The following is a 26,939-nucleotide window of genomic DNA, read 5'->3' on the forward strand; positions in this document are numbered from 1 at the left end:
TTGCCCCTAGAGTGGCCCCATCAGTAGAAAAAGGAGCACGTCATGGGCCAACTCTCTGGGCTGGACTACAGCGGTAAAGTGGTGCTGGTCACCGGCGGCACCAAAGGCATCGGTGCAGGCATTGCCCGCAGTTTTCTGGAAGCCGGGGCACAGGTGATCGTGTGCGGCAGGACTGCACCTGAGGCGCTGCCGCAAGCAGGTAGCGCACAAGCGATTTTCATGGCCTGCGACGTGCGCGATGTGGAGTCGCTTAAAGCCTTGTTTGCAGGCATTGCGGCTGACTTCGGTCGGCTCGATGTGGTCATCAACAACGCCGGAGGCAGCCCGTCTGCCGATGCCGACAGCGCCTCGCCACGTTTTCACGAAGGCATCATCCGCCTCAATCTGATCGCCCCGCTGAATGTCGCGCAACAGGCCAATGTCTTGATGCAACAGCAGGATGGCGGCGGTTGCATTGTGTTCATCGGCAGTATCAGCGCCTTGCGTGCTTCTCCGGGAACAGCGGCCTATGGCGCCGCCAAGGCCGGGGTGTTGGCGCTGGTGCAATCGCTGGCAGTGGAATGGGCACCCAAGGTGCGGGTAGTCGCGGTGAGTCCGGGGCTGGTACGTACCGAGCAGGCGCATCTGCATTACGGCGACGAACACGGCATTGCAGCGGTCAGCGCCGGAATTCCCGCAGGGCGCATGGCGCTGCCCGAAGACATCGGTAATGCCTGCCTGTTTATCGCATCGCCCATGGCGGGATATGCCAGCGGCTGCAATCTGCTGCTGCACGGTGGCGGCGAACGCCCGACTTTTTTGAGTGCGGCGCAAAGCGCGGCTCACTGATCGACCTTCAGCGGCGACCAGTGGGTTGCCGCTCTCAACACGCAGGAGACGAACTTGGCTGATTCTCAATTGCTAACCGACGTGCGCGCCCTGGTGGGGCGTGAATATGGTCGCGTCTACGCCTGGGACGAAGTCAACGCCCCGATGATCCGCCAGTGGTGCGAAATCATGGGCGTGGACAACCCGCTGTATACCGACCCGGTATTTGCCGCCAACAGCGTGCAGGACGGGCTGGTGGCGCCGCCTGCAATGCTGCAGGTGTGGTGCATGGAAGGCTTTCACCTGAACAACTATGCACCGGGCTCGACCACCGAAAATCCGTACGAAGTGCTCAAGCTGATTGAGTCGTATGGCTACGGCTCGGTGGTGGCGGTCAACTCCGAACTGACCTTCAACCGTAATCTGCGTCCGGGCGAAAAAGTCTATTACACCACCCGGCTGGAGTCGGTGGGCGATGAGAAAACCACAGGCCTGGGCACCGGTTTTTTTGTCACCCTGGTGATGAGCTATTTCGTTGAACACAAAAGCGGTGACGAGGCGGTCGGTGAGTTGCTGTTCCGGGTATTCAAGTTCCGTCCGGCCAACACTCACACCCCTGAAGCCGCACCGGCAAAAGATCAAGCCAAGCCTGTGGCCAAGCGCCCCAAACCGGGCATGAGCGATGACACGCGGTTTTTCTGGGAAGGCTGCGATGCGGGCAAGTTGCTGATCCAGCGCTGCACGCAATGCCAGACCCTGCGCCATCCACCGGCACCGGTATGCATCGAGTGCCACTCGTTCGACTGGGACAGCGTGCAGGCCAGCGGCCGCGCCAGCCTCTATTCGTTCGTGATCATGCATTACCCCGAAGTTGCGCCGTTCGACCATCCCAACCCGATCGGCCTGATCGAGCTGGAGGAGGGCGTACGCCTGGTTGCCGGGCTGGCGGGCGTCAAGCGTGAGGACCTGAGCATCGGCATGCCTTTGCAACTTGAGTTCAAGACCTTCGACGGCGAACTCACGTTGCCGCTGTTCCGGGCACTTTCTTTACCGTCGGCCGAGTAAGGAGCGAGCATGGATTTCGAATTCACCGAAGATCAAAACGCTATCGCCGAAATGGCTGGCAGCGTGTTTGCCGATTACTGCACCGATGACCGCCTGCGCCAGTTCGACACCTGCGGAAATGCCTTTATGGAGCCGCTGTGGCAGCTGTGCACAGAGACCGGGCTGCAGGCTTTGGCCATCCCTGAAACCCATGGTGGCAGCGGGCTGGGCATGACCGAGTTGCTGGCCGTGCTCCAAGCGCAGGGCAGGGCGCTGGGGCAGGTGCCGTTGTGGCGCCATCAACTGACGGCCGCGACCCTGGCCGCATGGGCTGACCCAGTGTTGCAGGGCTGGGCGACAGAAGCGGCTGCAGGCCGCGCCTTGTTGACCCTGGACCTGAGCGGCTTAAGCACTGCCCGTGGCCTGCAATTGCTGGCCACACCGCACGGTCAGGGCTGGCGACTCGACGGCCGTGTTGCAGCTCTGGCACTGGCAGAGCAGTCACAAGCGGCGTTGTTGCTGGTGAGTGTCGACGGTCAACCGCGTCTGGCATTTGTCGAACTCGACGCCGCGCCGATCACCCGTGTCCCGGGCCGCATGACCCACGGTGAAGCGGTTGCTGATTTATCAATCGACGGCTTGTTGATCGACGCGCACCAATTGCTCCCGGCTGCCGCCCTGGACTGGCTGGAACCGCGCAGCATTGCGGCCCTGGCGGCCTTGCAACTGGGGGTCAGCACCGAGCAGATCCGCCGCACCGTGGAGTACGTCACCGAGCGGCGCCAGTTCGAACGCAGCATCGGCAGTTTCCAGGCGGTGCAAATGAGCATGGCCAACGCGCACATCGCCCTTGAGGCCTTGCGCAGCAACCTGTGGCAGCTGTGCTACCGCCTGGATGCCGGTTTGCCCGCGCCGTCCGAAGCGCTGGCCACTGCTTGGCATGCCTGCGAAGCCGGGCATCTGATCGGGCACAACGCCCAGCACGTACACGGCGGCATTGGCGTCGATCTGACGTACCCGATGCATCGCTTTCTCTACTGGAGCCGCGCTTTGGGCTGTGCCCTGGGTGGATCGGCAGCAAGCCTGGAACGCCTCGGCGACTGGCTGAGCCATAACGACAAGCTGGGATGGAAATATGACCTTGCAGAACACCAAGCGCTTTGACGATGTGCGCCCCGGCGAAACCCTGCCGGAACTGGCGATCCCGATCACCGTGGGCCTGGTTACCGGCGGCGCCATCGCCACCCGTGACTACTTCCCGGGCCACCACGATTTGAATGCTGCCAAGGCCCTCGGCTCGCCGCACATTTTTATGAACATCCTTACCACCAACGGTCTGGTGCAGCGTTATGTCGAACAGTGGTCCGGCCCCGAGGCGCGTTTCACCTCGCTGAAGATCAAGCTTGGCGCACCGAATTATCCCGGTGACAGCATGACCTTCAACGGCGCGGTGACCGCGCTGGATGCTGCCACCCGCACGGTGGAAATAACCCTTGGCGGCAAAAATTCGATGGGCAACCACGTGACCGGTACGGTCACGCTGGTTCTGCCCTGATAGCGGGAGACAGCACACATGACGCAATCGTCCCTTTCCGGTAGCGCCGCCATTGTTGGCCTGGGTGCGACCGAATTCTCGAAAAATTCCGGGCGCACCGAACTGCGCCTGGCCCTCGAAGCGACTCTGGCCGCCCTTAAAGATGCCGGTATCGACCCCTCCGAGGTTGAAGGCTTCAGCTCGTACTCGGTGGATAAAGTCCCGGAATACGAAATCGCCCGCCTGCTGGGTTGCAAGGACGTCAAGTTCTTCTCCCAGGTGCCCCACGGCGGCGGTGCCGCCTGTGCGCCGATCATGCATGCGGCCATGGCCGTGGCCACAGGTGTGGCCAAGGTCGTGGTGGTGTATCGCGCCATGAACGAGCGTTCGTGGTATCGCTTCGGCAGCGGCAGCTATGGTTTCGCCTCGACGCCGATCTTCGAAAACGTCAACTACGGCTGGTACATGCCCCACGGCCTGCACACCCCGGCGTCATGGGTGGGCATGTTCGCCCAGCGCTACATGCACACCTACGGCGCCACCTCCGAAGACTTCGGTCGCGTTGCGGTGGCGGTGCGTGATTTTGCCGCGACCAACCCGGCCGCGTTCTTTTACGGCAAGCCAATCACCCTTGAAGAACACCAGGCTTCGCGCTGGATCTGTGAGCCGCTGCATTTGCTCGACTGCTGCCAGGAATCCGACGGCGCCGTGGCCATGGTGATCACCTCTGCCGAGCGGGCCAAAGACCTGCGCCAGAAGCCGGTGACGATCAAGGCCGGTTCGCAGGGGATTACTTCGGGCCAGCAAATCATGACTTCGTTCTACCGCGACGACATTACCGGTCTGCCGGAAATGGGCGTGGTGGCCAAAGAGTTGTATCGCCAGTCGGGGCTAGGCCCGGAGGCACTGCAAACGGCGGTTATTTACGACCACTTCACGCCGTTTGTACTGCCTCAGCTCGAAGAGTTCGGCCTGTGCGAACGCGGCGAAGCCAAGGAATTCATTCGTGCCGGTCACCACGCCCGTGGCGGTAAATTTCCGATCAACACCCACGGCGGACAATTGGGCGAGGCCTACATCCACGGCATGAACGGCGTGGCTGAAGCGGTGCGCCAGGTGCGCGGCACTGCGGTCAACCAGGTCGACAGCGTAGAAAACGTGCTGGTGACCGCCGGTACCGGCGTGCCCACCAGCGGCCTGATTCTCGGCGTCTAAGGAGCTCACATGTTCGTCGACCTCACACCTGAACAACACGCCCTGCGCCACAAGGTGCGGGACTATTTCCAGAACCTGATGACCCCGCAGCTGCGAGAACAACTGCGCGGCAAAGAGGGCGGCGAGCTGTACCGCGACACCATCCGCCAGATGGGCCGTGACGGCTGGCTGGCCGTGGGCTGGCCCAAGGAACATGGCGGGCAGGGCTACGGCCCTACCGAGCAATTCATCTTCTTTGAGGAAGCCAATATTGCCGGTGCGCCGCTGCCGTTTGTGACCATCAGCACGGTGGGGCCTGCGTTGATGGCCTATGGCACCGAGCTGCAAAAAGCCAGGTTCCTGCCGGGCATCGCGGCAGGCGAAATCATTTTCGCCATCGGTTACTCCGAGCCGGATGCCGGCAGCGACCTGGCGGTGCTCAAAACCACTGCCCGGCCCGAGGGCGATGATTTTGTGGTCAATGGCACCAAGCTCTGGACCTCGGGTGCCGAGTCGGCCGATTACATCTGGCTGGCGGCCCGTACCGACCCTGAGCGACCACGGCACAAGGGCATATCGATCCTGATTCTGGAGACTGCGGCTGAAGGTTTTACCACCACGGTGATTCCGACCACCAGCAACCCGACTGCAGCCACTTACTACGACAACGTGCGGGTGCCCCGGGACATGCTGGTGGGCGAGTTGCATGGGGGCTGGAAGTTGATTACGGCGCAGCTCAACCATGAACGGCTGGGTCTGGGGGCATGGTCCGACAAAGTGGTGGGGCTGTTTCGCCGGGTCTTCATGTGGGCCCGCGAGGCTGATGAGCAGGGGGTTCGTGCCACTGACAAAGCCTGGGTGCGTGCCGGTCTGGCGCAATGTTATGCCCGGCTTGAAGCCATGCGCCTGATCAACCTGCGCATTGCCGCCGATCTGGAGCGTGAGCGCATGGACGTGGCGCTGGCATCGACCACCAAGGTCTACGGCTCGGAATCGGCGATCGAGATCCTGCGCCTGCTGAGCAATATCGTCGGGGCCAATGGCCTGATCCGCGGCGGCTCGGCGGCTTCGTTGCTGCAAGGCGAACTGGAGTACGAAGTCCGTGCCTCGGTAACCCTGACCTTTGGCGGCGGCACCAACGAAATCCAGCGCGAGCTGATTGCCCAGTTCGGTATGGGCATGCCGCGTACCCAACGCTGAGACCCATCACCAAACCGCAGGAGCGAGCTCTTCTCGACAAATAGCTCGCGAGCAAGCTCGCTCCAACAGGTGGTGTGTTAGCAGGCGACCATTTACAGGTGAAACACATGAACGCCATTGATCAGTTCAGAGAGCAAACCCGCAGTTGGCTTGAGGCCAACTGTCCGCCGTCGCAGCGCAAAGCCATTCCTGAAGGCGAGCTGGTGTGGGGCGGTAACCATGTCGAGTTTCCAAGTGCCGATGCACAACTGTGGTTCGAACGCATGCGTGACAAGGGCTGGTTTTGCCCGGACTGGCCGCAGGCGTATGGCGGTGCAGGCCTGAGCGATGAATACAACGCGGTCCTCGAAAGCGAACTGCGCCGGCTTAAATGCCGCCCGCCGCAAATCAACCTGGGTATCTGGATGCTCGGCCCGGTCTTGCTGGAGTTCGGTACTGAAGAGCAGAAGAAAAACCTGCTGACCCCGATGACGCGCGGCGAAGTGCGCTGGTGCCAGGGGTTTTCCGAGCCCAACGCCGGTTCGGACCTGGCGAGCCTGAAAACCTCGGCCCGCGATGCCGGTGATCACTTCGTGGTCGATGGCAGCAAGATCTGGACCTCCTATGGCGACAAGTCGGACTGGATGTATGCCTTGGTGCGTACAGACCTTACGAGTAGCAAACATGCGGGTATCAGCCTGATCGTGCTCGATATGAAAAGCCCCGGCGTCAGCGTTGCGCCGATTGATTTGATCAGTGGCAAGTCGGCGTTCTGCCAGGTGTTTTTCGACGCCGTCAAAGTGCCTAAAAGCCAGCTTATTGGGCCGTTGCACGGCGGCTGGAACCTGGCCAAGCGTTTGTTGCAACACGAACGCAAGGCCATGTCCAAATTCGGGGAGTTCAGCCTGCCGTCGCATTTCCATTTGCTGCCACTGGTCAACGAGTACTTGCCCGAGCCTGCCGGCCAGAGCGAGCGGGCTCTGACGGCCCGCGCCGTGGCCTGCGCCATGAACGAACAAAGTTACAACCTGACCGTCCAGCGCATGGGCCAGGAGGCTCGCGCAGGGCAGGACGTCAGCGGGGTGATGTCGATCATGAAACTGGTGCACACCGAGCAGGAGCGCGACAAGTTCGAAGTGTTGCTGGACGTGATGGGGTATCACGCACTGGGGTGGGACAAGGAGGCTTTCGGCCCCCAGGAGCAGGCCATTACCCGCGGATGGTTAAACAGCTTTGCCCTGACCATTTCCGGCGGCGCGTCGGAAATCCAGCTCAATGTCATTGCCAAGCGGGTCCTTGGCCTGCCTGACGTGAAGTAAGGAACTGACCATGAACCTGGTTTATAGCGAAGATCACCGGCTGTTGGCCGACAGCGCCCGAGAGTTTCTGGCCGCGCGCAGCCCTGTCTCGCGTCAGCGCGAGCTGCGTGACAAGGGCAGCGCCACAGGGTTTGACCTGCAACTGTGGCAGGACGCCGTGGCGTTGGGCTGGAGCGCAATTCCATTCCCGGAAAATCTCGGCGGGCTGGATTTCGGTTGCATGGGGCTGGGACCGATTTTTGAATCCATCGGCAGCAACCTCAGCGCTTCGCCGCTGCTCTCGAGTGTTGTGCTCAGCGGCTCGTTGCTGCATCTGCAGGGCAACCCGCAGCAGCAGGATTACTGGTTGTCGGCGGCTATCAGTGGCGAGCGCCGCCTGGCTCTGGCGCTGGACGAGCGGGCCCGGCACAACCCGGCGCAGGTGGCGTTGCAAGCGGTGCCGAATGCCGATGGCTACAGCTTGAGCGGCGATAAATTCTGCGTGATCGACGGGGTGGGTGCTGATGCCTACCTGGTGGTTGCACGCGTGCCGGAGGCGGGGATCAGCCTGTTTCTGGTACCGGCCGATGCGCCGGGGCTGAGCGTCAAGGCACTGCCACTGATTGACTCGCGCAACCATGCGCAACTGCAACTCAGGCAGGTACAGGTCGGGCATGACGCCCTGCTGGGAGAGGCCGGATCGGCCACTGGCGCACTGAACATTGCACTGGATCGCGCACGCGTGTGCCTGGCGGCGGAAATGCTGGGCATGGCCGAAAAACTGTTCGCCATGACCCTCGACTACCTCAAGACCCGGGTTCAGTTCGATGTGGCGATTGGCTCCTTTCAATCGTTGCAGCACCGCTCGGCTCAGCTTTACGTGCAGTTGCAGCTGGCGCGCAGTGCGGTCATGGCAGGGCTTGCGGCGCTGGACGATACAGGCCTGAGCGATGTCGAGCGTCAACGCCTTGCCAGCCTGGCGAAGTGGAAAGCCGGGTTGATGGCACTCAATGTCGCCAATGAAGCGGTGCAAATGCACGGCGGGATTGGCGTAACCGATGAGCTGGATGTGGGGCTGTTTCTTAAACGTATTCGGGTAGCCCAGGCGAGTCTGGGGGATGCCGATTTTCACTGCGAGCGTTACGCAGATCTGATGCCCGCGCACGCCTAGGCCAATTGCCAGTCAGGAGAATAATAAGATGAAGCTTGAACAGTGGCAGAGCGCCTGGCAGCAATTGACAGGTGCCGGTTCACCTTTTGAAGTGGTCACGCAAGTGCAGGGCGGCGCGAAACGATTTCGTCATACCGCGCCCCACGTCTGGGCCGTTATTGACAGTGGCCGGGTGCACGGCGAGCGCGAATTTCTGGTGTGGGAACAACAGCGTCTGACGTTCAGTCAGTTTTTTGATCAGGTGGACCGCCTGGCGGGTCAACTGGTAGAGCGTTTTGGCGTGCGTCAGGGCGATCGGGTGGCGATTGCCATGCGCAACCAGCCAGCGTGGCTCGTGGCGTTTGCCGCCATTCAGCGCTGTGGTGGCGTGTGCGTGCCCCTCAATAGCTGGGGCCTGCGCGACGAGCTGTTCCACGGCCTGCAAGACAGCGGCGCGCGCTTGTTGTTGTGTGACGAGCCGCGCCTGAAGTTGCTCGACACCGATTTGCGCGAACAGGGCCTGGCGACGATTGTGGTCGGCCTGTCGGCCGGTCAGGCCCTGGCGCAACACTGTCAGCGTCTTGAAGACCTGCTGGCAGCGCCGGCGCTGGACGCACCGGCCGTTAAAGTGACAGCCGATGACCCGGCCATGATCCTCTACACCTCGGGCACCACCAGTTTGGCCAAGGGCGTGTTGTCGACCCATGGCGCGGTGTGCCAGGCCCTGGTGGCGCTGGAGTTTCAGGGCGCGTTCTGTGCACTGAGTTCGCCTGAACGCATCAGCGTCGTGATCAACAGCGGCTATGCCCCGACCACCCTGATGGCGGTGCCGTTGTTCCATGTCAGCGGCTTGCATGCGCAATTCTTGCTGGCCTTGCGCAGCGGTCGCCGCTTGTTGCTGATGTACAAGTGGGACGTGGAAAAGGCCTTCGACCTGATCCGTGATGAGCACTGTACCCAGTTCAATGGCGCGCCGGTGATGATGCAGCAACTGCTGACCTCGCCGCGTTTCGGCAGTGCCGATACCAAGAGTCTGTTTGGCCTGGGGCTGGGGGGGCGGCACCGTCCAGCAGCTTGTTGGCGCACTTGACCCAGCGCAAACCAGAAGCGGTCGGCGGCAGTGGGTACGGCCTGACTGAAAGCAACGGTATTTGCGCGGCCATTGGCGGCGATCAATTTGTCTACAAGCCGGCGGCGGCCGGCTGGCCATTGCCGATCGTCGATGTGCGCATCGGCGACAGTCCGGACCAGCCGTTGCCCGCTGGTGTCAGCGGGCTGATCTGGCTGCGTTCACCGACCTTGATGAGCGGTTACTGGAACCTGCCCCAGGCCAGTGCCCAGACCTTGCGCGATGGCTGGCTCGACACGGGTGATATCGGCCTGCTGGATGACGAAGGTTTTCTTTACATCACCGACCGGGCCAAGGATTTGATCAACCGTGGCGGCGAGAAAATATCCGCGGCCGAGGTTGAGTCCTGCGCCTGCGAAATGCCTGGCGTGATTGAAGCCGCGGCCTTTGCGGTGCCGGACGACGTGCTGGGCGAAGTGGTGTTTCTGGTGGTGCGCGGTGACCCGTCCGACGCTCCGGACAGTGAGGCGGTGCGCAGTTTCATTGCCCGGCGTCTGGCGAGTTTCAAGGTGCCGGCGCAGATCCATGTCCAGCACGCACCTTTTGCCCGCAATGCGTCGGGCAAGATGCTTAAAGGTTTGCTCAAAGAGTTGTTGGTAACGCCCTGAGTAGTCTTTGTGGACGATGTAGTCGCCGGCAAATGGCGAAGAATGGACCCCTAACAAGCCTTATTCGCGTAGGAGGCAATACATGAAAATAACAAGAACAGGCGTAATGCTCGCAGCCGCCATGGCCGTCAATGTACTGGCCGTCGGCCCTGCTTTGGCCCAGGTATCAGCCGCAGAAGCGGCCAAACTGGGCAAGGAGCTGACCTGTGTGGGGGCTGAGCAGGCCGGCAATGCGGCGGGCACCATTCCGCCTTACACCGGTAAATACCTGGGCGAAGTACCGGGCTGGAACCACGTTAAGTTTTCCGGTGATCAGCCGGTTGATCCCTATGCTGCTGAAAAGCCGATCCTGGTGATCACTGCGCAAAATATGGCGCAGTACGAAGACAAACTGACCGAAGGCCAGAAAGCGCTGCTCAAGCGTTATCCGACCACCTACAAGATGAACATTTATCCGGGGCACCGTGATTTCCGCTACCCGGACTACGTGTGCCGCCGCGCCATGAGTAACGCCCTGAATGCCAAGCTGGTAAACGACGGCATGGGTGTTGAAGGGCTGGGTCAGGTGCCGTTCCCGATCCCGAAAAACGGTATGGAAGTGCTGTGGAACCACCAGCTGCCGGCCCGCGCCTGGACCGAAGAAAAAACCAGTGACCTGGCCTCGGTACTGCCCAATGGCAGCATTGGCTGGGGGCGTGCCTATGGACGGGGGCTGTCACAGGCCAACTCACCGACGGTTGAACCCAAAACCGAAGACAAGATTCAGGCCATGGGCAACAACACCACCCTTAAACCGGCGCGTGACAACGGTGTGATCAGCATCTCCCACGAACCCTACGACTTCCAGACCAACCCGCGTCAGGCCTGGAGTTACAGCCCTTCGACCCGCCGCGTGCGGTTGTTGCCAGGCTATGGCTATGACCAGCCGATGATCGGCACCAACGGCACCATGACGGTCGATGAAGACCGTCTGTTCAACGGCTCGCCGGAACGCTACACCTGGAAACTGCTGGGCAAACGTGAAATCTACAGCCCGGCCAACGCCTACAAACCGAACGCGGGCACGGTCAAGTACGCCGACATGCTGACCCCCAACCATCCCAACCCGGACTTGATGCGTTATGAATTGCGTCGGGTGTGGGTAGTGGAAGCCGACCTGAAAGAAGGCTATCGCCACCTGTACGGCAAGCGCGTGCTGTTTATCGACGAAGACACCTGGAACTCGGTGATGGCGGATAACTACGATGCCCGTGGGCAATTGTGGAAGCACGCGATGATCAACTATTACTACCACCCTGACATGAGTGGCTGGCAGGCGGGATCCCAGTTTTTCATGGACTTGAACTCGGGGCAGTACACCGGTTACGGCATGACCAACGAAGCCAAGAAAGGCCCGATCCTCAACGAAGGGAAGTTCACGGCTGATCAGTACACAGCCGATGCTGCACGGGCGATGGGACGTTAAGACGCTGGATTAAACCTGCAACAAACTGAAAAAGCCCTGTCGGTTAACGACGGGGCTTTTTGTTTTAACCGGTGCTGGCCAGCCAGCTTTGGGGGTGTAGGAGCGAGCTTGCTCCTACAGAGGGATGTGTGGTGGGTTACAGAACCTGTGGGAGCTGGCTTGCCAGCGATGGTCCTGGCGCAGTTTTACATGTTAGCCATGGGTCCAGACCGCCAGTTCATAGCCGTCCAGGTCGGTGAAGTGAAAGCGGCTGCCGCCGGGGAAGCTGAATTCGGGGCGGCAGATGCTGCCACCGGCCCGGGTGATGGCCTGTCGGGCCAGGGCCAGGTCGTCGGCGTAGAGAATGATCAGCGGGCCACCCGCACGCACCGGTTCACCGGTGGTGAAGCCGCCGCTCAGGCGACCGTCGCTGAACTCGGTATAGGCAGGGCCATAGTCAGTGAAGGTCCAGCCAAACACGGCGCCATAGAAGGCTTTGCTGCGCTCAATGTCGTGGACATTGAATTCGATGTTGTCGATTTTGTAGGGGCGGTTGTCGGTGGTCATGCTCATCTCCTTGAGAGGGAGCACTATAGCTGCACTCAGGAGGTAGAACAGATCAATGCCGGGGGCGGGATGCCGCCCCCGGCGTGTTCAGGCTTCGCGACCGGCCTTGTGTCCGGCACTGATTGCGCCTTCGATATAGCCAATGCTGTGGCAGTCACCAATGCTGCTGGCAGGTAAACCGGCGCGGGTCAGTTCATCGAGCAAGCGGGTGTCGGGTTGCGCGCCAATGGCCAGTACCACTGAGTCGGCCTCGCTCTGTCCTGTGCCGCCATCTGCCAGTTGATAGCGTACGCGGTTGCCTTCAATGGCCGTGACACTGGCCCCGGTGAGCAACTGGCCGCCATGCACGCGTATCTCGTGCAGTACTCGCCAGCGGCGCACAATCGCCAGTTCGCGGCCAAGATGGGTACCGCTTTCGAGCACGGTCACCTGGCGCCCGCGGGCAATCAGGAACTCCGCCAGTTCCAGGCCAACCAGACCGCCGCCGATGATGGTTACGCGCTTGCCCAGGGGCATCCATACCCGTGACAGCTTTTGCATGGCTTCACTGCTGTCGGTGACGCCCGCCAGGCTCCCGGCTTTCATCAGGGTGCGCTGGGTGAAGGACAATTTACGTTTGGCAATTTCTTCCGCGCGGTCGCCGGTCATCAAGCGCCGCAGTTCGTCACCGCTCCAGACGTGGTCCTGATCGGCGCCGGGGATGTCCGGCGCCGCGCGTTCGGCGCCGACCGCCACCAGCACCTGATCGGCGCCCAGGTCGCGGAGCAGGGCAGGGCTGGCCACAGTGTTGAGGCGGATATCAATCGAAGACTGCTGCACCTGGACCTTGAGGTTGTCCAGCAGGCGGGCGTTTTCGGCGTAGGCCAGCCCGGCAAAGAACAAGGTGCCGCCCAGCCGGTCGCTGCGTTCCAGCAGGGTTACCCGGTGTCCGCGCAGGGCGGCGATACGGGCGGCCTCCATACCGGCCGGTCCGGCGCCGATTACCGCAATGTGCCGGGGGGTGGCGGCGGGGCTGATGACGTATTCGAATTCATGCCCGGTCATGGGGTTGACCGCGCACTTGACCCGCTCATTGATGAAAATCTGGCTCACACACACGTAGCAGTAGATGCACGGGCGGATGGTGTTTTCCTGATCATTGAGCAGTTTGTTCGGGAGCTCGGGATCGGCCAGCAGCTTGCGGGCCATGGCGATAAAGTCGCAGTCGCCGCGCTTCAGGGCGGCCTCACCGGCTTGCGGCTCGATACGGCCTACGGCAATCACCGGTATCTGCACACTGCGCTTGATAGCCGCCGTCCACTCCATGAACCCGCCGGGCTTATGCACCAGCGGGGCTTCGGTAAACACCACTCCGCTGGTAATCCGGGCACTGGCGGACACACTGACCGCATCCACGCCTGCGGCTTCGGCCATGCGCGCCACCGCCTTGGCGTCATCCAGGCTGATGCCGCCGGGGGTATGCAGCTCTTCGGCGTCCAGACGCAGCCATACGCCAAATTGCGCACCGACTTTGGCCCGCACCGCGGCAATGATCTGCAGCAGCAGCCGGGCGCGGTTTTCCAGCGACCCGCCGTATTCGTCGTCACGCTGGTTGTAATAGCCCGACAGAAAGCCGGCGATGATATAGCCGTGGGCGGCGTGCAGCTCAACCCCGTCGAAACCGGCGCGTTTGGCGCGATCGGCCGCGCCGGCAAACCAGTCAATCATTTGCGCAATGTCGGCACTGTCCATTACGCGGATCGGTGAGCCTTCGGCGCGGCGCTTCATGGAGCTGACGAAGTTGGCCAGCTCCTCGGGTGTGAGGGCCGCCATCATGTCGCTTTGCAGCACCGGTGGCACCGACGGTACCCACAGTTGCCGGCCTTCGGCCATATCGCGAACCGAGGTCTTGCCCGCGTGCTGCAACTGCATGGCGATTTTCGCGCCGTGGCGGTGGACGCGCTCGGCCAGGCGGCTCAGGCCCGGGAGAAAGTCATCGCTGGACACACCGACCTGGAACGGCTCTGCGGTGCCCGCCGGAAACGCCACCGAGCACACGCCCATGATCAGCAGTCCTGCACCGCCTCGGGCCCTGGCTTCGTAGTAGGCCTGAATCCTTTCGCCACAGTGGCCATCGGCTTCGGCATAGTTGGAGCCCATGGGCGCCATGATGATGCGGTTGCGCAGTTCGATTGAACCAATGCGACCGGGTGCCAGCAACTGAGAGAATTTTGTCATTGTTGTTTTTCAGTCCGAGCGGGATAAGAAGGGCTGAGGGCGACCCGCAGGCCGCCGTCAATGTTGCCTGTTCAGTTTTTCAGGAAGTCCAGGCACGCCTTGTTGAACAACTCACGGTGCTCAACCTGGACCCAGTGGCCGCAGCGGTTGAGCATGATAAAGCGCGCGTTCGGTGCATGCTTGAGTACTTTGAGCGCGCCGCTGGCCGGGTTGAAGTTGTCGTCAGAGCCCCAGAAACCGAGGATCGGCACTTGCAGCTCTTCAAGGCGCTCGGTCATGTTCGGCACCATCATGGTGGTGAACAGATTGCGCGGCTGGTGCACGGCCACGGCCACGCGTTCGGCCAGCAGACTGTCTTCCAGTTGCGAGCTGTCGAACAGTTGCAGGCTCATGATCCGGCGCATCTGTTCGATGCCCAGTGGCCCGGCGTTGTACAGCTCGACCATGCGCTGAATACCGACCATCTTGAAGTAGGTTTCTCGATCTTCGACGCCGCCGGGGGCCATCAGAATCAGCTTCTCGACCCGCTCGGGCTCGGCCAGCGCCAGGCCCAGGGCAATTGCACCGCCCAGGGAGTTGCCAAGCAGGGTGGCGCGCTTGACACCCACCGCCTTGAGAAAACCCGATATCGCGTTAACGAAAAAGTCCAGGTCGTATTGCGCGTCTTCAGGTTTGTCGGAGCGCCCGAAGCCCGGTAAATCCACCACCAGGTTGCGAAAGCCGGCGGCGACAAATTGCGGGTAGTTGCCTTTGAAGTTGCTGTAGCCACTGGCACCCGGGCCGCTGCCGTGCAGCCAGAGCACTACCGGGCCGCTGCCTTCATCGAGAAAGTGCAGGCGCAGGCCGCTATCCAGTGTCACGAAGTGGCCAACGGGCAGTGGCAGGTCTTGTTCAGTCATCACTCTATCTCCGGAAATTCAGGCACTGACCGCTACGGCCAGGGGCGTAGGGGCAGGGGTGTTGTTCAAATGGTTGCGATAACGCGGCAACGCCATGGCCAGAAATATCGAGGCCAGTACCAGCAGCGAGATACAGGACGCCAGTGCATAGCGCAGACCTTCGTTACCCAGGGTGTGGGCAAAGCCGTCGCTGAGCATGCCGATCAGTAGCGGGCCGACGCCCACTCCGAGCAAGGTCATGGCCATCACGAAAATCGCAGTGGCCTGCGCCAGGCGGGTGGCCGGGAACAGGTGCGAAATGGCGCCCAGGCAGGGTGTTGCCCACCAGGTCCCGAAGAAGCTGAATACGCCGTAGAAGAGGAATGCAGTGGGTACGGGTGTAGTGCCTACATGGAACGCAGTACCGGTCGGCCAGAGGAAATACGCCAGGCCAAAAGGGATGCTGATGAGTGTGCCGAGCAGTGGCACACCGATTTGCCAGCCTTTGTCGCGGCGGGCCAGGCGGTCACACAAAATGCCGCAGGTCAGGGTGCCGAAGGTGGCACCTGCACCGCCCGCAACGCCCGCCAGCAGCCCGGCGTCCTGCAGGCTCAGGCCGTGGGAGCGGATCAAAAAGCTGGGGCTCCAGGTACCGATGGCATAACCGGCAATGGCCGCCGAGCCGCCAGTGAGCACGATCCATAGAAACGAAGGCGTCTGGAACAGTTCGCGCACCGTCACCGCCCAGTGTGCTTGCGCCACTTGATTGGACTTGACCAGTTGCGCAGGCTTGGGCGCGCGTACGGTGAACATCAACAACAGGCCGAGAAAAATCCCCGGTGCGCCGATGACGATAAATGCGAACCGCCAACCATAGTGCTGGGCGATCCAGCCGCCCAGGCCCAGGCCGAAAATCGCCCCCAGGCTTGAACCCAGCATCAGCACCGACAGCGCCGTGGAGCGGCGTTCCGGCGGGTACAGGTCGGAGACCATGGCCATCGACGGCGCAGTGCCGCCGGCTTCGCCGATAGCCACCCCGATCCGGGCCACCACCAGCATCATGAAACTGGCGGCGAAACCACAGAACATGGTCATTACGCTCCAGGCGATACAGCTCAGCGCGATCACCGGTTTGCGCCCGATGCGATCGGACAGGCGCCCCAGCGGAAAGCCGAACACGGTGTAGAACACCGCGAACGTCACGCCCGAGAGCAGGCCGATGCCGGTGTCGGAAATACCGAATTCGGCCTTGACCGGCTCGATCAAAATGGCCATCAGCAGCCGATCGATATAGTTGAAAACATAGATGGCAGCCAGTACGCCTAACGCGTAGTGAGTTCGCCAGGTGGGACGCAAAGTTATCGACACGACGGGTTCTCCCGGTTTTGTTCTAGTGAGCGAGTTATTCCACGAACCCGTCGCCAGGGACATCGTCCATTCAGACCAGCTGTGTGGGCTGGCCCGCTGCAACGGGTTCAATGCTTAGTCCCATCGGACGATGTTCAGCTTTTTCCCGCAGTCAATGATTGCCCCATACACCGCCCAGGGCTTACGGGCGGCCGACATCTGGCAGGCGGGAGAAACACCATGAAGTTGTTGAATAAAGTTGCGTTTGTGACCGGTGCAGGACAAGGCATGGGGCGGGCGATTGTGCGCCATTTCGCCGAACAGGGCGCTGTGGTAGTAGCGGCAGATATCAATCTCGATGCCGCAAACCAGAGCATCGAAGGGCTTGGCGACAAGGCGCTGGCTGTGTGTTGCAACGTGGCCGACAGCGACTCGGTCGCCACTGCCATGGCTGCGGTCCAGGCGCGCTTTGGCAGCCTCGACATTCTGGTCAATAACGCCGGTATCGGTTCCATTGATGCATTCGCCCAGACGCCGGACGAAAACTGGCAGCGGGTGATCGGGGTCAACCTGACTGGTACTTTTTTCTGCAGTCGTGAAGCCGTGAAGCTGATGCTCAAGGCGGCCACCCCGGGTGTGGTGATCAATATCTCCAGCACCTCGGCCCTGACCGGCGAAGGTCCAAGCCACTACTGCGCGGCCAAGGCCGGAGTGATGGGGCTGACCCGCAGCATGGCCCGCGAGCTGGCCGGCAATGGCATTCGCGTCAACACCATCGTTCCCGGCCCGACCAACACCCCGATGATGGCCGGCATCCCCGATGACTGGATGCAAAGCATGCTCAAGGCCATCCCTCTGGGCCGCATGGGTGAAACCGATGAAATCGCCCGGGTTGCAGCCTTTCTGGCCAGTGACGACGCCGGCTTTATCACCGGGCAAAACCTCGCGGTCAACGGCGGCATGGCGTTTATCTGATGGCTGGCACAGACAGGGGAGAGCAGAGCATGGGTACTCGTTTACAAGGCAAGGTTGCATTTATCACTGGCGCAGGTTCGGGCATCGGGGCGGCAACCGCATTGCGGTTTGCCCAGGAGGGCGCGCTGGTGGTGCTCTGCGGTCGACGCATCGAGCCGCTGGAATCCGTAGCGGCACAGATTCGCGATGCCGGTGGCCGTGCTGAATGTGCGGTGGCCGATGTCAGCAATGAGGCCGCCTATGTCGGTGCCATTGGCGCCGCCGCCGAACGCAATGGCCGGCTGGACATTCTGGTCAATAACGCCATGGCCTATAGCTGGGGCGCGATTGACAGCACCTCCACCGCCGACTGGCATTCCAACTTTGCCACCACGGTCGACGGCACGTTCTGGGGTACCCGCACGGCAATGGGCCTGATGCGTGCCCAGGGCAGCGGTTCGATTATCAACATTGCCTCGATCTGCGGGCTGTTCGGCACGCCCTGGATGGCCGGTTATTCAGCGGCCAAGGCCGCGGTGATCAACTTCAGCCGCGCCGCCGCCAGTGAAGGTGCCAGCCACAACATCCGCTGCAACGTGGTGATTCCCGGCATCGTCGAAACCCCGGCCACCGCCGGCATGCTGACTGACGACAAGACCCGGGTGAATACCGAAAAACTGATCCCGCTCAAGCGTGTCGGCCAGCCGCTAGAAGTGGCCAACGCCATTCTGTTTCTGGCCAGCGATGAAGCCTCGTACATCACCGGTGCCAGCTTGCCGGTCGATGGCGGGCGCAGCAGCGAGCTGTACACGGTTTTGGAATAAGGACACTTTTATGGAACAGAACGCCTTGCTTGCCCGCCTTGACCGACTGGAGTCGATTGATGAAATCCGTCAGCTGGCCGGCAAATATTCGTTGTCGCTGGATATGCGCGACCTCGATGCCCACGTCAATCTGTTTGCCGAAGACATCCGTGTCGGTCGCGAAAAAACCGGGCGCGCGCATCTCAAAGCCTGGGTCGACGACACGCTGCGCGACCAGTTCCACGGCACCTCGCACCACCTGGGCCAGCACCTGATTGAGTTCACTGACCCTGACCATGCGGTGGGCGTGGTGTATTCCAAGAACGAGCACGAGACCGGCCCCGAGTGGGTGACCATGCAAATGCTTTATTGGGATGACTACGAGCGCATGCAGGGCCGCTGGTATTTCCGCCGCCGCTTGCCGTGCTACTGGTACGCCAGCGACCTCAACAAGCCGCCGATCGGCACGCAAAAGATGCGCTGGCCGGGGCGTGCACCCTACGCCGGTACATTCCACGACCTGTTCCCGTCCTGGACCGAGTTCTGGGCCAATCGCCCGGACAAGGATCAGTTGCCGCAAGTGGCCAGCGCCGCTCCGGTCGAACAGTTTCTTGCCACCCTGCGCCGTGGGGCTGGCGCACCGAAAATTCGCGTGCGCTAAGGAGCCCGTTATGAGCATTTTGTTTGAACCCGTACGATTGGGTGAGCTTGAACTGGCCAACCGGATCGTCATGGCTCCCATGACCCGCAGCCGTGCCGATCAGCACGGGGTGCCGACCGCAGAGATGGTCGAGTACTACCGTCAGCGCGCTTCGGCCGGGCTGATCGTGGCCGAAGGTACCGCGCCTAGCGCCAGTGGCCTGGGCTACTGCCGCACCCCGGCTATCTACAACGCCGAACAGATCGCAGCCTGGAAAGCGGTGACCGATGCCGTGCACGCCGAAGGCGGCCTGATCGTGCTGCAGTTGATGCACGTAGGCCGGGCTTCCTGCGCCCAGAACAAACCCGCAGGTGCTGCAACCGTGGCACCGTCGGCATTGCGCGCACGCACTCAATTGTTTACCGATCAGGCCGGGCTGGTGGACAGCGACGAGCCTCAGGTCATGTCGCTGCAAGACATCGCCGAGGTGATCGGGGAGTACCGTCAGGCGGCCTTGAATGCCCGTGAAGCGGGTTTTGACGGCGTGGAGTTGCACTGCACCAGCGGCTATTTGCCGATGCAGTTCATGGCCTCGGGCAGCAACCTGCGCGAAGACCGTTATGGCGGCAGTGCCCAAAACCGCGTGCGCTTCCCTGCCGAAGTGCTGGCAGCCATGGCCTCGGCCATCGGTTCCGGGCGTGTGGGGCTGCGCCTGTGCCCGGGCAACCCGTTCAATGACATCAGCGACGAAGACCCGCTGGTCACCGCCGAAGCCCTGTGCCGGGCGGCCGAGCCGTTGAATCTGGCGTATGTACACATCATGCGCTCGCCCCTGCCCGAGCTGGATGCCTTCGCCCTGGCGCAGCGTCATTGCAGCAGCGGGCTTATTTTGAACGACGGTTTTGACGGCGCCTCGGCCGAGGCGGCCTTGCAGGCCGGGCAGGGTGAGGCGGTATCGTTTGCCCGGCATTTTATTGCCAACCCGGACCTGGTCGAGCGTCTGCGCAAGGGGTTGCCACTGGCCCGCTTCGACCGCAAAACCCTGTATTCGCCGGGGCCTGAAGGCTACAGCGATTACCCGCAGTGCGAAACGGTGGCGCCATGAACGATATGTCGCGTTTCAGCACGCTCGGGGCAACCCGGCAACTGCCCGTGCCGCGGGAACAGACCCAGCAATTGCTGGACCTGCGCTCGGCCGCCAGCGCACAGATCAAGCCGGCAGACCTGTACACCCTGGCCGATCGTCTTGAGGCCCAGGCACAGCGTTTCCCGGATCAGCCTTTTTTGATCTACGGCACTGATGTGTATAGCTATGCCCAGGTCGACGCGCAGGCCAACCGCATGGCCCACGTGTTTTACGACAAGGGTCTGCGCCCCGGTGATGTGTGCGCGATTGCCATGGAAAACCGGCCGCAGTTTTTCTTCTGCTGGTTCGGTCTGGTCAAGCTTGGCGCCGTGGTGGCGTTTATCAACACCCAGGTCAATGGCAAGCCGCTGGTGCATGCGCTGCAGACCACTGATGCCAAGGCCGTGGTGGTGGGTGAGGAGTGTCTGGACAACCTGCTGGCTACAGACGGCTTGCCGGGTGTGCCCTGGTGGCTGATTGAAGACCTTGAGAATCCACACGATCGCGTGTTACCGGCCTGTGTCGACCAGAGCCTCAGCGAGCAGATTGCCCAAGCTGCGCCAACCCCTTTTCCCCGTGAAGTGCGCGCCGCGATTACGGCTGAAAGCACCACGTTGCTGATTTTTACCTCGGGCACCACCGGTTTGCCCAAGGCTGCGCGCTACAGCCATATGCGCTGGATGTCCTCGGGTGACGTGATGGAAGTCACCATGGGCGCCACCGCCGCCGACGTGTTCTATTGCTGCCTGCCGCTTTACCACGGTGCAGCGGCGACCTCGGTGACCTCTACCGCACTGCGCGTGGGTGCAAGCATCGTGGTCAGGCGCAAGTTCAGTGTGCGTGAGTTCTGGCAGGACGTGCGCCGCAACCACATCACGGTGTTCCAGTACATCGGCGAAATTTGCCGCTACTTGCTCAACCAGCCCGTGGTGGCCGGGGAGCGCGAACACAGTTTGCGCTACATGCTCGGTGCCGGTCTGACGGCTGAGTCATGGCAGCGCTGGCTTGAGCGCTTCGGCCCGATCCAGGTATTTGAAGGCTGGGGTGCCACTGAGGCCAACGCCAACCTGATCAACGTCGACAACTACGTGGGCTCGTGCGGCCGGGTGCCGGACTGGAGCCGGACCAATCTGCGGCTGGTGCGCTATGACGTCGAAAGCGATACCCATCCGCGGGACGAGCATGGCTTTTACCAGCTCTGCAAGCCGGGAGAAGTGGGCGAGGCGATGGGCTTTATTGTCGATCATCCGCAAATCGGCGGAGGGCGCTTCGAGGGTTATACCAGCGCCGCTGCCAGCGAAAGCAAGATCCGCCGCAATGTGTTCCAGGCCGGGGATGCCTACTGGAGTTCGGGGGATCTGTTGCGTTATGACGACGATGGTTATTTCTATTTTGTCGACCGGATTGGCGATACCTTCCGCTGGAAAAGTGAAAACGTCTCCACGCTGGAAGTCGCCGGCACCCTCAGTGACTTGCCGGGGCTTGAGTTGATCAACGTGTATGGCGTGCAAGTGCCGGAGCATGAAGGCCGGGCAGGCATGGCGGCGATCCTGATGCAGCCCGGGCATACCTTTGATCCCCAGGCGTTCTATGACCTGACCGAAGCGCGCTTGCCGCGTTACGCCGCGCCGATGTTTGTACGGGTGTCGGCAACCGCCGACATGACCAGCACCTTCAAGTTGCGCAAGGTTGATTTGCAGCGTCAGGGCTATGCGCCGGGGCTGTTTGCCGACCCGCTGTTTGTGCGTGACGAAAGTACCCGCACCTATCAGCCTTATTCGCTGCAAGTGCTGGCACGGGCTGGACTGGCACCTTTTGCTGGCCACAGCCATGAGTGATATCGACGGCCAGGGCCACGAATGGCGTGACGGCTTACGCTACCCGTGGCCGCAGGCACCGGCCAACGGGCAGGTACAGGAGGTGGCCGAGGGCGTGTTCTGGCTGCGCATGCCGCTGCCCTTTGGCCTGGACCATATCAACCTGTACCTGTTGCGCCATGGCGATGGCTGGGTGGCGGTCGATACCGGCCTGAACAGCGATCAATGCCGGGCGGTCTGGGAGCAGGTGTTTGTCGAGGTGCTCCAGGGCTTGGCGCTCAAGGCGGTGATCTGTACCCATTACCACAGCGATCACACCGGTGTGGTCGGCTGGCTGGCCGAGCGTTTTCGTTGCCCGGTACTGATGACCCATGGCGAGTTTGAAGCACTGCACCATGGCCCGCCGAGGGCGAAGACACCCGATTGGGCGTTTGTCGATTTTTATCAAAAGGCCGGTTTCAGTGCTGAGCGCACGGCTTCGTTGTTGCCGCTGATCCAGGGCGAACATTTTCGGCCGCAGTTGGTCGCCGGGTTCACCCGGTTGAGTCATGGCAGCGAGCTGACCATTGGCGGGCGGCGCTGGCAGGTAGTGGTCGGCAGTGGTCATTCGCCCGAGCACGCGTGCCTGTATGCCGCTGATGACGGCCTGCTGATTTCGGGCGATCAAGTGTTGCCGCGCATCACTTCGACCATTGCGGTGTATGTCATCGAGCCTGAGGCCAACCCGCTGCGTGACTGGCTGGAATCCATCGAACGGTTGCGGGTCATCCCCGACAGCGTGCTGGTGTTGCCGGCCCATGAACGGCCGTTTTTTAACCTGCATCTGCGCCTGGACCAACTGCGTGACCACCATCTGAACCACTTGCAGCAACTGCTCGACGCCTGTGCGCAACCGCTTACGGCGCTGGAGATGATGGGGGTGCTGTTTAAAAAGCTGTCAGGTCGTTTTGACGAGCTGATGGCAGTTGGGGAGACGTTGGCGCACGCCAATTACCTTATGGCCGAGGGGGCGCTCGTTCGTGAGGAACAGGGAGGGCTGCATCGCTATTCGCAGGCCCGGACAGGAGTCGTGAAGTTCGACCCGCTTCAGTTGTTATGAGCAGGGGCATAGGCGCCGCAAACGCAATGACGCTTGAACCCATCGACGCGACCACCGGGTCGCTAATCAGGAGAGGCAGAGTGATCAATAAAAATAACAATAAATGTCTTGGGCACAGTTTTCAGGTCACCGGCCTGGCGGTTGCCGTCGCGCTGGTCACCAGCCCGGTGTGGGCTGGGGACACTATTGAGTTTGAAGACGGCACGACCATCGACTGGTCGGTGACCACCAGTTATGGCATCGGCATGCGTCTGGGGGACCCCAGCAGCAGGTTGATGGGGATCAACGTCGATGACCCGAACCGTAACTTTGATCAGCACAGCCTCACCACCAACCGTGTGGGCGCACTGGGCGAGATGATCCTGCGCAAGGACAACTACGGTGCCGTAGTGCGCGCCAGTACGTTTTACGACGATGTGTATCACCGCTCCAACGACAACAACTCGCCGTCGACGGTCAACAAAACCGGGAGCAACGACGAATTCACCAGCGACACCAAGTATTACAGCGGTGGCCGCACGCGCTTGCTCGACGCTTATGTGTTCGGCGGCTGGCGTTTTGAAAACGACACCATGCTTGACGTCAAGGCCGGGCGGCATATCGAGTCGTGGGGCGAGAGCCTTTACTACCCGGGCGTGAACGGGGTGCAAAACCCCTCCGACGCAGTCAAGGCGGCGCAGCCAGGGGTTGAGGTCAAGGAAGTGCTGCTGCCGGTGGGGCAGTTCTCGGCGTCTTACCGGATAAACCCGAAAATCACTCTGGGCGGCTATGTGCAGTACGAGTGGAAGGGCACCGAATTGCCGCCAGTGGGCAGTTACCTGTCGACCTCTGACGTGATTGGTCCCGGACGCGAATTCATCCTCGGGGCCAACGGCTCGCGGATTAATTACCAGGGTACGGACGAGCCGCGCAACAGCGGCCAGTGGGGTGCTCAAATCCGCTTCCGTCCCACTACCGACCTTGAACTGTCGCTGTTCCATGTGGTGTATCACGACAAAAACCCGGCCACGGCTCTGGTTGGCTATCAACCCCTGGCCTTGGGCAACGGGCAGTACGCGTACACCACCAACGGCTACAAAGTTAAGTATTTTGAAGACATCAAACTGACGGGTATCAGTGCTACCACCAAGTTGGGTGAGTACCAGCTGGGTGCCGAATGGTCTTACCGTGACGGTGCCCCGGTGATGGTCAATACCGGCCTGGGGCCAGTGCCGACCCGGGGCAAGGGCCAGCAGATGCAGTTATCGGCCATGCGAATTCTGGGTGACAGGCCGTGGGCCAGCCAGACCACGCTGACCGGTGAAATCGTTACGGTGCGTGTGGATGATGTGGACGATGTATCAGGTGCCCCGAACCTGTTGGGCCTGCCAATTGCTCCAGCGTATGCAGGGGCGATTCAGCCGTCCAATGACTACACCTACAAAACCTCTTCAGCCTGGAAAACCCGTTCTTCCAGCGCTTACACCGTGGGTGCGTCGTTCAGTTATCCGGGGGTGTTCCAGGGCTGGGACCTTGAGGTGCCGTTTACCTTCTCTGACGTGTTCAGCGGTGCGGCGCCCATGTCCGGGACTATCGCCGGGGTCGCCGGTGACCGCCGCCTGAGTGCGGGTACCACCTTCAAGTACCTGAGCAACCTGGAAATGTCGTTCAAGTACATCGCGTATCTGGGCTCACCTGACCCGATTTACCGTCCGCTGGCAGACCGTGACTACGCCACGTTCTCGATGAAGTACACGTTCTAAAGGTAGTCGCTGCCGCAGGCTGCGATGGGTTGCGCAGCAGCCCCGCTAAAACGAAGGTCCTGCGGCCCTATCGCAGCCTTCGGCAGCGACTACAACGTTTGATGAACCGATAAAAGAGAGAAACCTATGGGTCTTAAAGGTCACGCGGCCATTGTCGGCAGCGCTCAGTACAAACCGGAAAAATACGCCACGGCGCCGCGCATGTTCCATCTGGAGCAAGTTGCAGATCTGGCCGCGCAAGCTTTGCGCGATGCCGGTTTGCAAGCCTCGGACCTCGACGGGCTGGTGATCAACGGCCCGCAATTTCATGAGGCCTCGGTGTTCGTGCCAGCCATGGCTGCCGAATACCTGGGTTTGCGCCTCAACTTTGCCGAAGTCGTCGACCTTGGCGGCTGCACCTCGGTGGGCATGGTCTGGCGCGCTGCAGCGGCGATCGAACTGGGGCTGTGCCAGGCGGTGCTTTGTGTCTTGCCTGCGCGCATGGCGCCAATGGGCCCGGATGAAGATCCGAGCTGGATGGCCCGGGCCATGCGCTTCGGCGGCCACAGCACGGCCTTTGGTGCGCCCGAAGCCGAGTTCGACTTGCCTTACGGGCACATGGGCCAGAACACCGGCTACGCCATGATTGCCCAGCGGTACGCCGCGCAATATGGCTACGACCCGCGAGCGCTGGCCAAAATCGCTGTCGATCAGCGCACTAACGCGCAGTACAACCCGCAAGCGATGTTTTACGGTCAACCGTTGACCATTGAGCAAGTGCTGGCAAGCAAGAAAGTGGCCGATCCGCTGCATGTACTGGAGATCGTGATGCCGGTGGCAGGCGGTGCGGCGCTGATTATCGCGTCAAAGGAAGTGGCTGCCCGCGCCCGCAAACGGCCGTCGTATATCACCGGTTTCGGTGAGCATCTGGCCTTCAAATCGCCGTCCTATGCCGCCGACATGGTGCAAACGCCAATCGGTCCTGCTTCGCGCCGGGCGTTCGACATGGCCGGGCTCAAGCCTGCGGATGTGGATGCCGTGCAAATCTACGATTGCTACACCATCACCGCCTTGCTGACGCTGGAGGACGCGGGTTTTTGCGCCAAGGGCGAAGGCATGAGTTTTGTCCGCGAGCACGACCTGACCTGGCGTGGCGATTTCCCGATGAACACCCACGGCGGCCAGCTCAGCTTTGGCCAGGCCGGTTCTGCCGGCGGTATGTCGCAAGTGATTGAAGCAGTTACCCAGATCGCCGGGGAAGCAGGCGAGCGTCAGCTTGCACAGTGCGACACGGTGTACGTGTCAGGCACCGGCGGGGTGATGAGTGAGCAGGGCGCATTGATACTTCAGGGAGCATGAATCCGATGTCGAACAACAAACCAATGCCGGTCCCGACCGAGATTTCTGCACCGTTCTGGGAAGGCCTGAAGGCCGAGCGCCTGTTGATTCAGCAATGCAATCAATGCAGCCACTGGGTGTTTTACCCGCGCAGGCATTGCCCGCAATGCCTGGCCCATGAATTGACCTGGCGTGAAGTTAACGGGGAGGCGACGTTGTACAGCTTTACCGTGACGCGCATCGCCACCCTGCCGGACTTTGCCGATGAAATGCCGCAAATGCTGGCGGTGATCGAGCTGGCTCAAGGGGTACGGATCAACAGCAATCTGGTGGGTCTGGACGAGTCTGAAGTCAAGATCGGCATGCGTCTGCAGCCGGTGTTCGCCGAGGTGGACGCCAAGGGGACGCGGCTGTTGCGCTTTACCGGGCTGGATAAAGACCCGCAGGCCCTGAAGACCTTGCCGGCGGCAGTCGAGCAGCCTGCGGTTGCAGCGCCGTCGGTACGCCACATTGCACTGGATGACGAAGCGGCGTTGCAAGCGCTGGTCAGCGATACGTTCAGCCCCTGGAGCAACCAGATTGTGGTTGATCAGGGTTTGATCGACGCCTTTGCCCTGCTGTCGGGGGATGACTACTGGATTCACACTGACCCGGAACGGGCCCGCAAGCAAAGCCCGTTTGGCGGCACCATTGCCCATGGAGCGCTGGTGCAGATATTGCAGTCGCGCATGCAATTGAAGCTGGATTATGAGATCACCGGTTTCAGCAATATGGTCAATTACGGCTCGGACCGTTTGCGCTTTCCGGCGCCGGTGCCGGCAGGCTCGATCATTCATTCACGGGCGCGGGTAAAGCGCGTGGAACGGGTTAAAAGCGGCACCCAACTGACCCTTGAACTCAACACCCACGTGCTGGGCAGCGAGCGGCCGTCAGTGATCAATGAACTGGTGATTCTGTATATGTAATCCCCGCGTTACCTGTGATGCCCTGTAGGAGCGAGCTTGCCTCGCGAGCTGTTAGCGGTAGAAAAGCTCGCGAGGCAAGC

22 protein-coding genes and 1 pseudogene are annotated in these 26,939 nt (G+C 61.4%); 19 read left to right on the forward strand and 4 right to left on the reverse strand.

Going from position 1 to position 26,939, the window contains the following annotated elements; all coding sequences use genetic code 11:
* The first annotated feature begins 42 nt into the window (after positions 1-42).
* The 10 genes and pseudogenes from AOC04_RS07910 to AOC04_RS07955 all read left to right on the forward strand — a co-directional run bounded on the left by AOC04_RS07910 (position 43) and on the right by AOC04_RS07955 (position 11,408).
* Positions 43-828 carry an SDR family oxidoreductase gene (locus AOC04_RS07910; protein WP_060692176.1) on the forward strand — a complete coding sequence of 262 codons (786 nt, stop codon included), beginning with the start codon at positions 43-45 and terminating at the stop codon, positions 826-828.
* Positions 829-882: 54 nt separating this feature from the next.
* Complete coding sequence (locus AOC04_RS07915) at positions 883-1,872, forward strand: bifunctional MaoC family dehydratase N-terminal/OB-fold nucleic acid binding domain-containing protein (RefSeq protein WP_060692178.1); 990 nt, start codon at positions 883-885, stop codon at positions 1,870-1,872.
* A 9-nt stretch (positions 1,873-1,881) separates the two neighbouring features.
* On the forward strand, positions 1,882-3,015 hold the full coding sequence (locus tag AOC04_RS07920; protein ID WP_060692180.1) for an acyl-CoA dehydrogenase family protein: 1,134 nt from the start codon (positions 1,882-1,884) through the stop codon (positions 3,013-3,015).
* Entirely contained in the window at positions 2,987-3,406 is a 420-nt protein-coding gene (locus tag AOC04_RS07925; protein ID WP_060692182.1) for a MaoC family dehydratase, read from the forward strand. Before AOC04_RS07920 ends, AOC04_RS07925 begins: the two co-directional genes overlap by 29 nt.
* An 18-nt stretch (positions 3,407-3,424) precedes the next feature.
* Positions 3,425-4,600 (forward strand): lipid-transfer protein, encoded by a 1,176-nt coding sequence (locus AOC04_RS07930; RefSeq protein ID WP_060692184.1) that lies wholly within the window; start codon positions 3,425-3,427, stop codon positions 4,598-4,600.
* 9 nt (positions 4,601-4,609) lie between these two features.
* On the forward strand, positions 4,610-5,779 hold the full coding sequence (locus tag AOC04_RS07935) for an acyl-CoA dehydrogenase family protein (RefSeq protein WP_060692186.1): 1,170 nt from the start codon (positions 4,610-4,612) through the stop codon (positions 5,777-5,779).
* Between the two features lie 107 nt (positions 5,780-5,886).
* Complete coding sequence (locus AOC04_RS07940) at positions 5,887-7,077, forward strand: acyl-CoA dehydrogenase family protein (protein WP_060692188.1); 1,191 nt, start codon at positions 5,887-5,889, stop codon at positions 7,075-7,077.
* A gap of 10 nt (positions 7,078-7,087) precedes the next feature.
* Complete coding sequence (locus AOC04_RS07945; RefSeq protein WP_060692190.1) at positions 7,088-8,227, forward strand: acyl-CoA dehydrogenase family protein; 1,140 nt, start codon at positions 7,088-7,090, stop codon at positions 8,225-8,227.
* A gap of 28 nt (positions 8,228-8,255) precedes the next feature.
* A pseudogene (locus tag AOC04_RS07950) lies at positions 8,256-9,943 on the forward strand (class I adenylate-forming enzyme family protein).
* Between the two features lie 82 nt (positions 9,944-10,025).
* Positions 10,026-11,408: a DUF1329 domain-containing protein gene (locus AOC04_RS07955; RefSeq protein WP_397456629.1), complete on the forward strand. Its 1,383-nt coding sequence runs from the start codon at positions 10,026-10,028 to the stop codon at positions 11,406-11,408.
* Between the two features lie 192 nt (positions 11,409-11,600).
* Here the strand turns inward: AOC04_RS07955 and AOC04_RS07960 are convergent, their stop codons facing one another.
* From AOC04_RS07960 to AOC04_RS07975, 4 genes are all read right to left on the reverse strand, one after another.
* Positions 11,601-11,954 (reverse strand): VOC family protein, encoded by a 354-nt coding sequence (locus AOC04_RS07960; RefSeq protein ID WP_060692194.1) that lies wholly within the window; start codon positions 11,952-11,954, stop codon positions 11,601-11,603.
* Positions 11,955-12,041: 87 nt separating this feature from the next.
* Complete coding sequence (locus AOC04_RS07965) at positions 12,042-14,171, reverse strand: oxidoreductase (RefSeq protein WP_060692196.1); 2,130 nt, start codon at positions 14,169-14,171, stop codon at positions 12,042-12,044.
* Positions 14,172-14,242: 71 nt separating this feature from the next.
* Positions 14,243-15,070: an alpha/beta fold hydrolase gene (locus tag AOC04_RS07970; protein ID WP_060692198.1), complete on the reverse strand. Its 828-nt coding sequence runs from the start codon at positions 15,068-15,070 to the stop codon at positions 14,243-14,245.
* Between the two features lie 18 nt (positions 15,071-15,088).
* Entirely contained in the window at positions 15,089-16,417 is a 1,329-nt protein-coding gene (locus AOC04_RS07975) for a spinster family MFS transporter (protein ID WP_060692201.1), read from the reverse strand.
* A 219-nt stretch (positions 16,418-16,636) separates the two neighbouring features.
* Between AOC04_RS07975 and AOC04_RS07980 the strand changes: the two genes are divergently transcribed.
* The 9 genes from AOC04_RS07980 (at position 16,637) to AOC04_RS08020 (ending at position 26,859) form a co-directional block, all read left to right on the forward strand.
* Complete coding sequence (locus AOC04_RS07980) at positions 16,637-17,371, forward strand: SDR family NAD(P)-dependent oxidoreductase (RefSeq protein ID WP_060692203.1); 735 nt, start codon at positions 16,637-16,639, stop codon at positions 17,369-17,371.
* Between the two features lie 29 nt (positions 17,372-17,400).
* A complete protein-coding gene (locus AOC04_RS07985; RefSeq protein ID WP_060692204.1) occupies positions 17,401-18,174 on the forward strand; it encodes an SDR family NAD(P)-dependent oxidoreductase in 774 nt (257 codons plus the stop codon).
* Positions 18,175-18,184: 10 nt separating this feature from the next.
* Positions 18,185-18,814, forward strand: coding sequence for a nuclear transport factor 2 family protein (locus AOC04_RS07990; protein WP_060692206.1), 630 nt, complete (start codon positions 18,185-18,187; stop codon positions 18,812-18,814).
* Positions 18,815-18,824: 10 nt separating this feature from the next.
* Complete coding sequence (locus AOC04_RS07995; protein WP_060692208.1) at positions 18,825-19,898, forward strand: alkene reductase; 1,074 nt, start codon at positions 18,825-18,827, stop codon at positions 19,896-19,898.
* The gene (locus AOC04_RS08000) at positions 19,895-21,757 is read left to right on the forward strand and encodes a long-chain-acyl-CoA synthetase (protein ID WP_060692210.1); all 1,863 of its coding nucleotides are present in this window, start codon (positions 19,895-19,897) and stop codon (positions 21,755-21,757) included. The genes AOC04_RS07995 and AOC04_RS08000 overlap by 4 nt, the downstream gene beginning before the upstream one ends.
* The gene (locus AOC04_RS08005) at positions 21,750-22,835 is read left to right on the forward strand and encodes an MBL fold metallo-hydrolase (RefSeq protein WP_060692212.1); all 1,086 of its coding nucleotides are present in this window, start codon (positions 21,750-21,752) and stop codon (positions 22,833-22,835) included. Before AOC04_RS08000 ends, AOC04_RS08005 begins: the two co-directional genes overlap by 8 nt.
* An 80-nt stretch (positions 22,836-22,915) precedes the next feature.
* Positions 22,916-24,577, forward strand: coding sequence for a DUF1302 domain-containing protein (locus AOC04_RS08010; protein ID WP_060692214.1), 1,662 nt, complete (start codon positions 22,916-22,918; stop codon positions 24,575-24,577).
* Positions 24,578-24,703: 126 nt separating this feature from the next.
* On the forward strand, positions 24,704-25,915 hold the full coding sequence (locus tag AOC04_RS08015) for a thiolase family protein (RefSeq protein WP_060692216.1): 1,212 nt from the start codon (positions 24,704-24,706) through the stop codon (positions 25,913-25,915).
* 5 nt (positions 25,916-25,920) lie between these two features.
* Entirely contained in the window at positions 25,921-26,859 is a 939-nt protein-coding gene (locus AOC04_RS08020) for a bifunctional OB-fold nucleic acid binding domain-containing protein/MaoC family dehydratase (protein ID WP_060696903.1), read from the forward strand.
* The last annotated feature ends 80 nt before the right edge of the window (positions 26,860-26,939 follow it).

It is taken from the genome of Pseudomonas versuta, from assembly GCF_001294575.1.
Taxonomy (GTDB): Bacteria; Pseudomonadota; Gammaproteobacteria; order Pseudomonadales; family Pseudomonadaceae; genus Aquipseudomonas; species Aquipseudomonas versuta.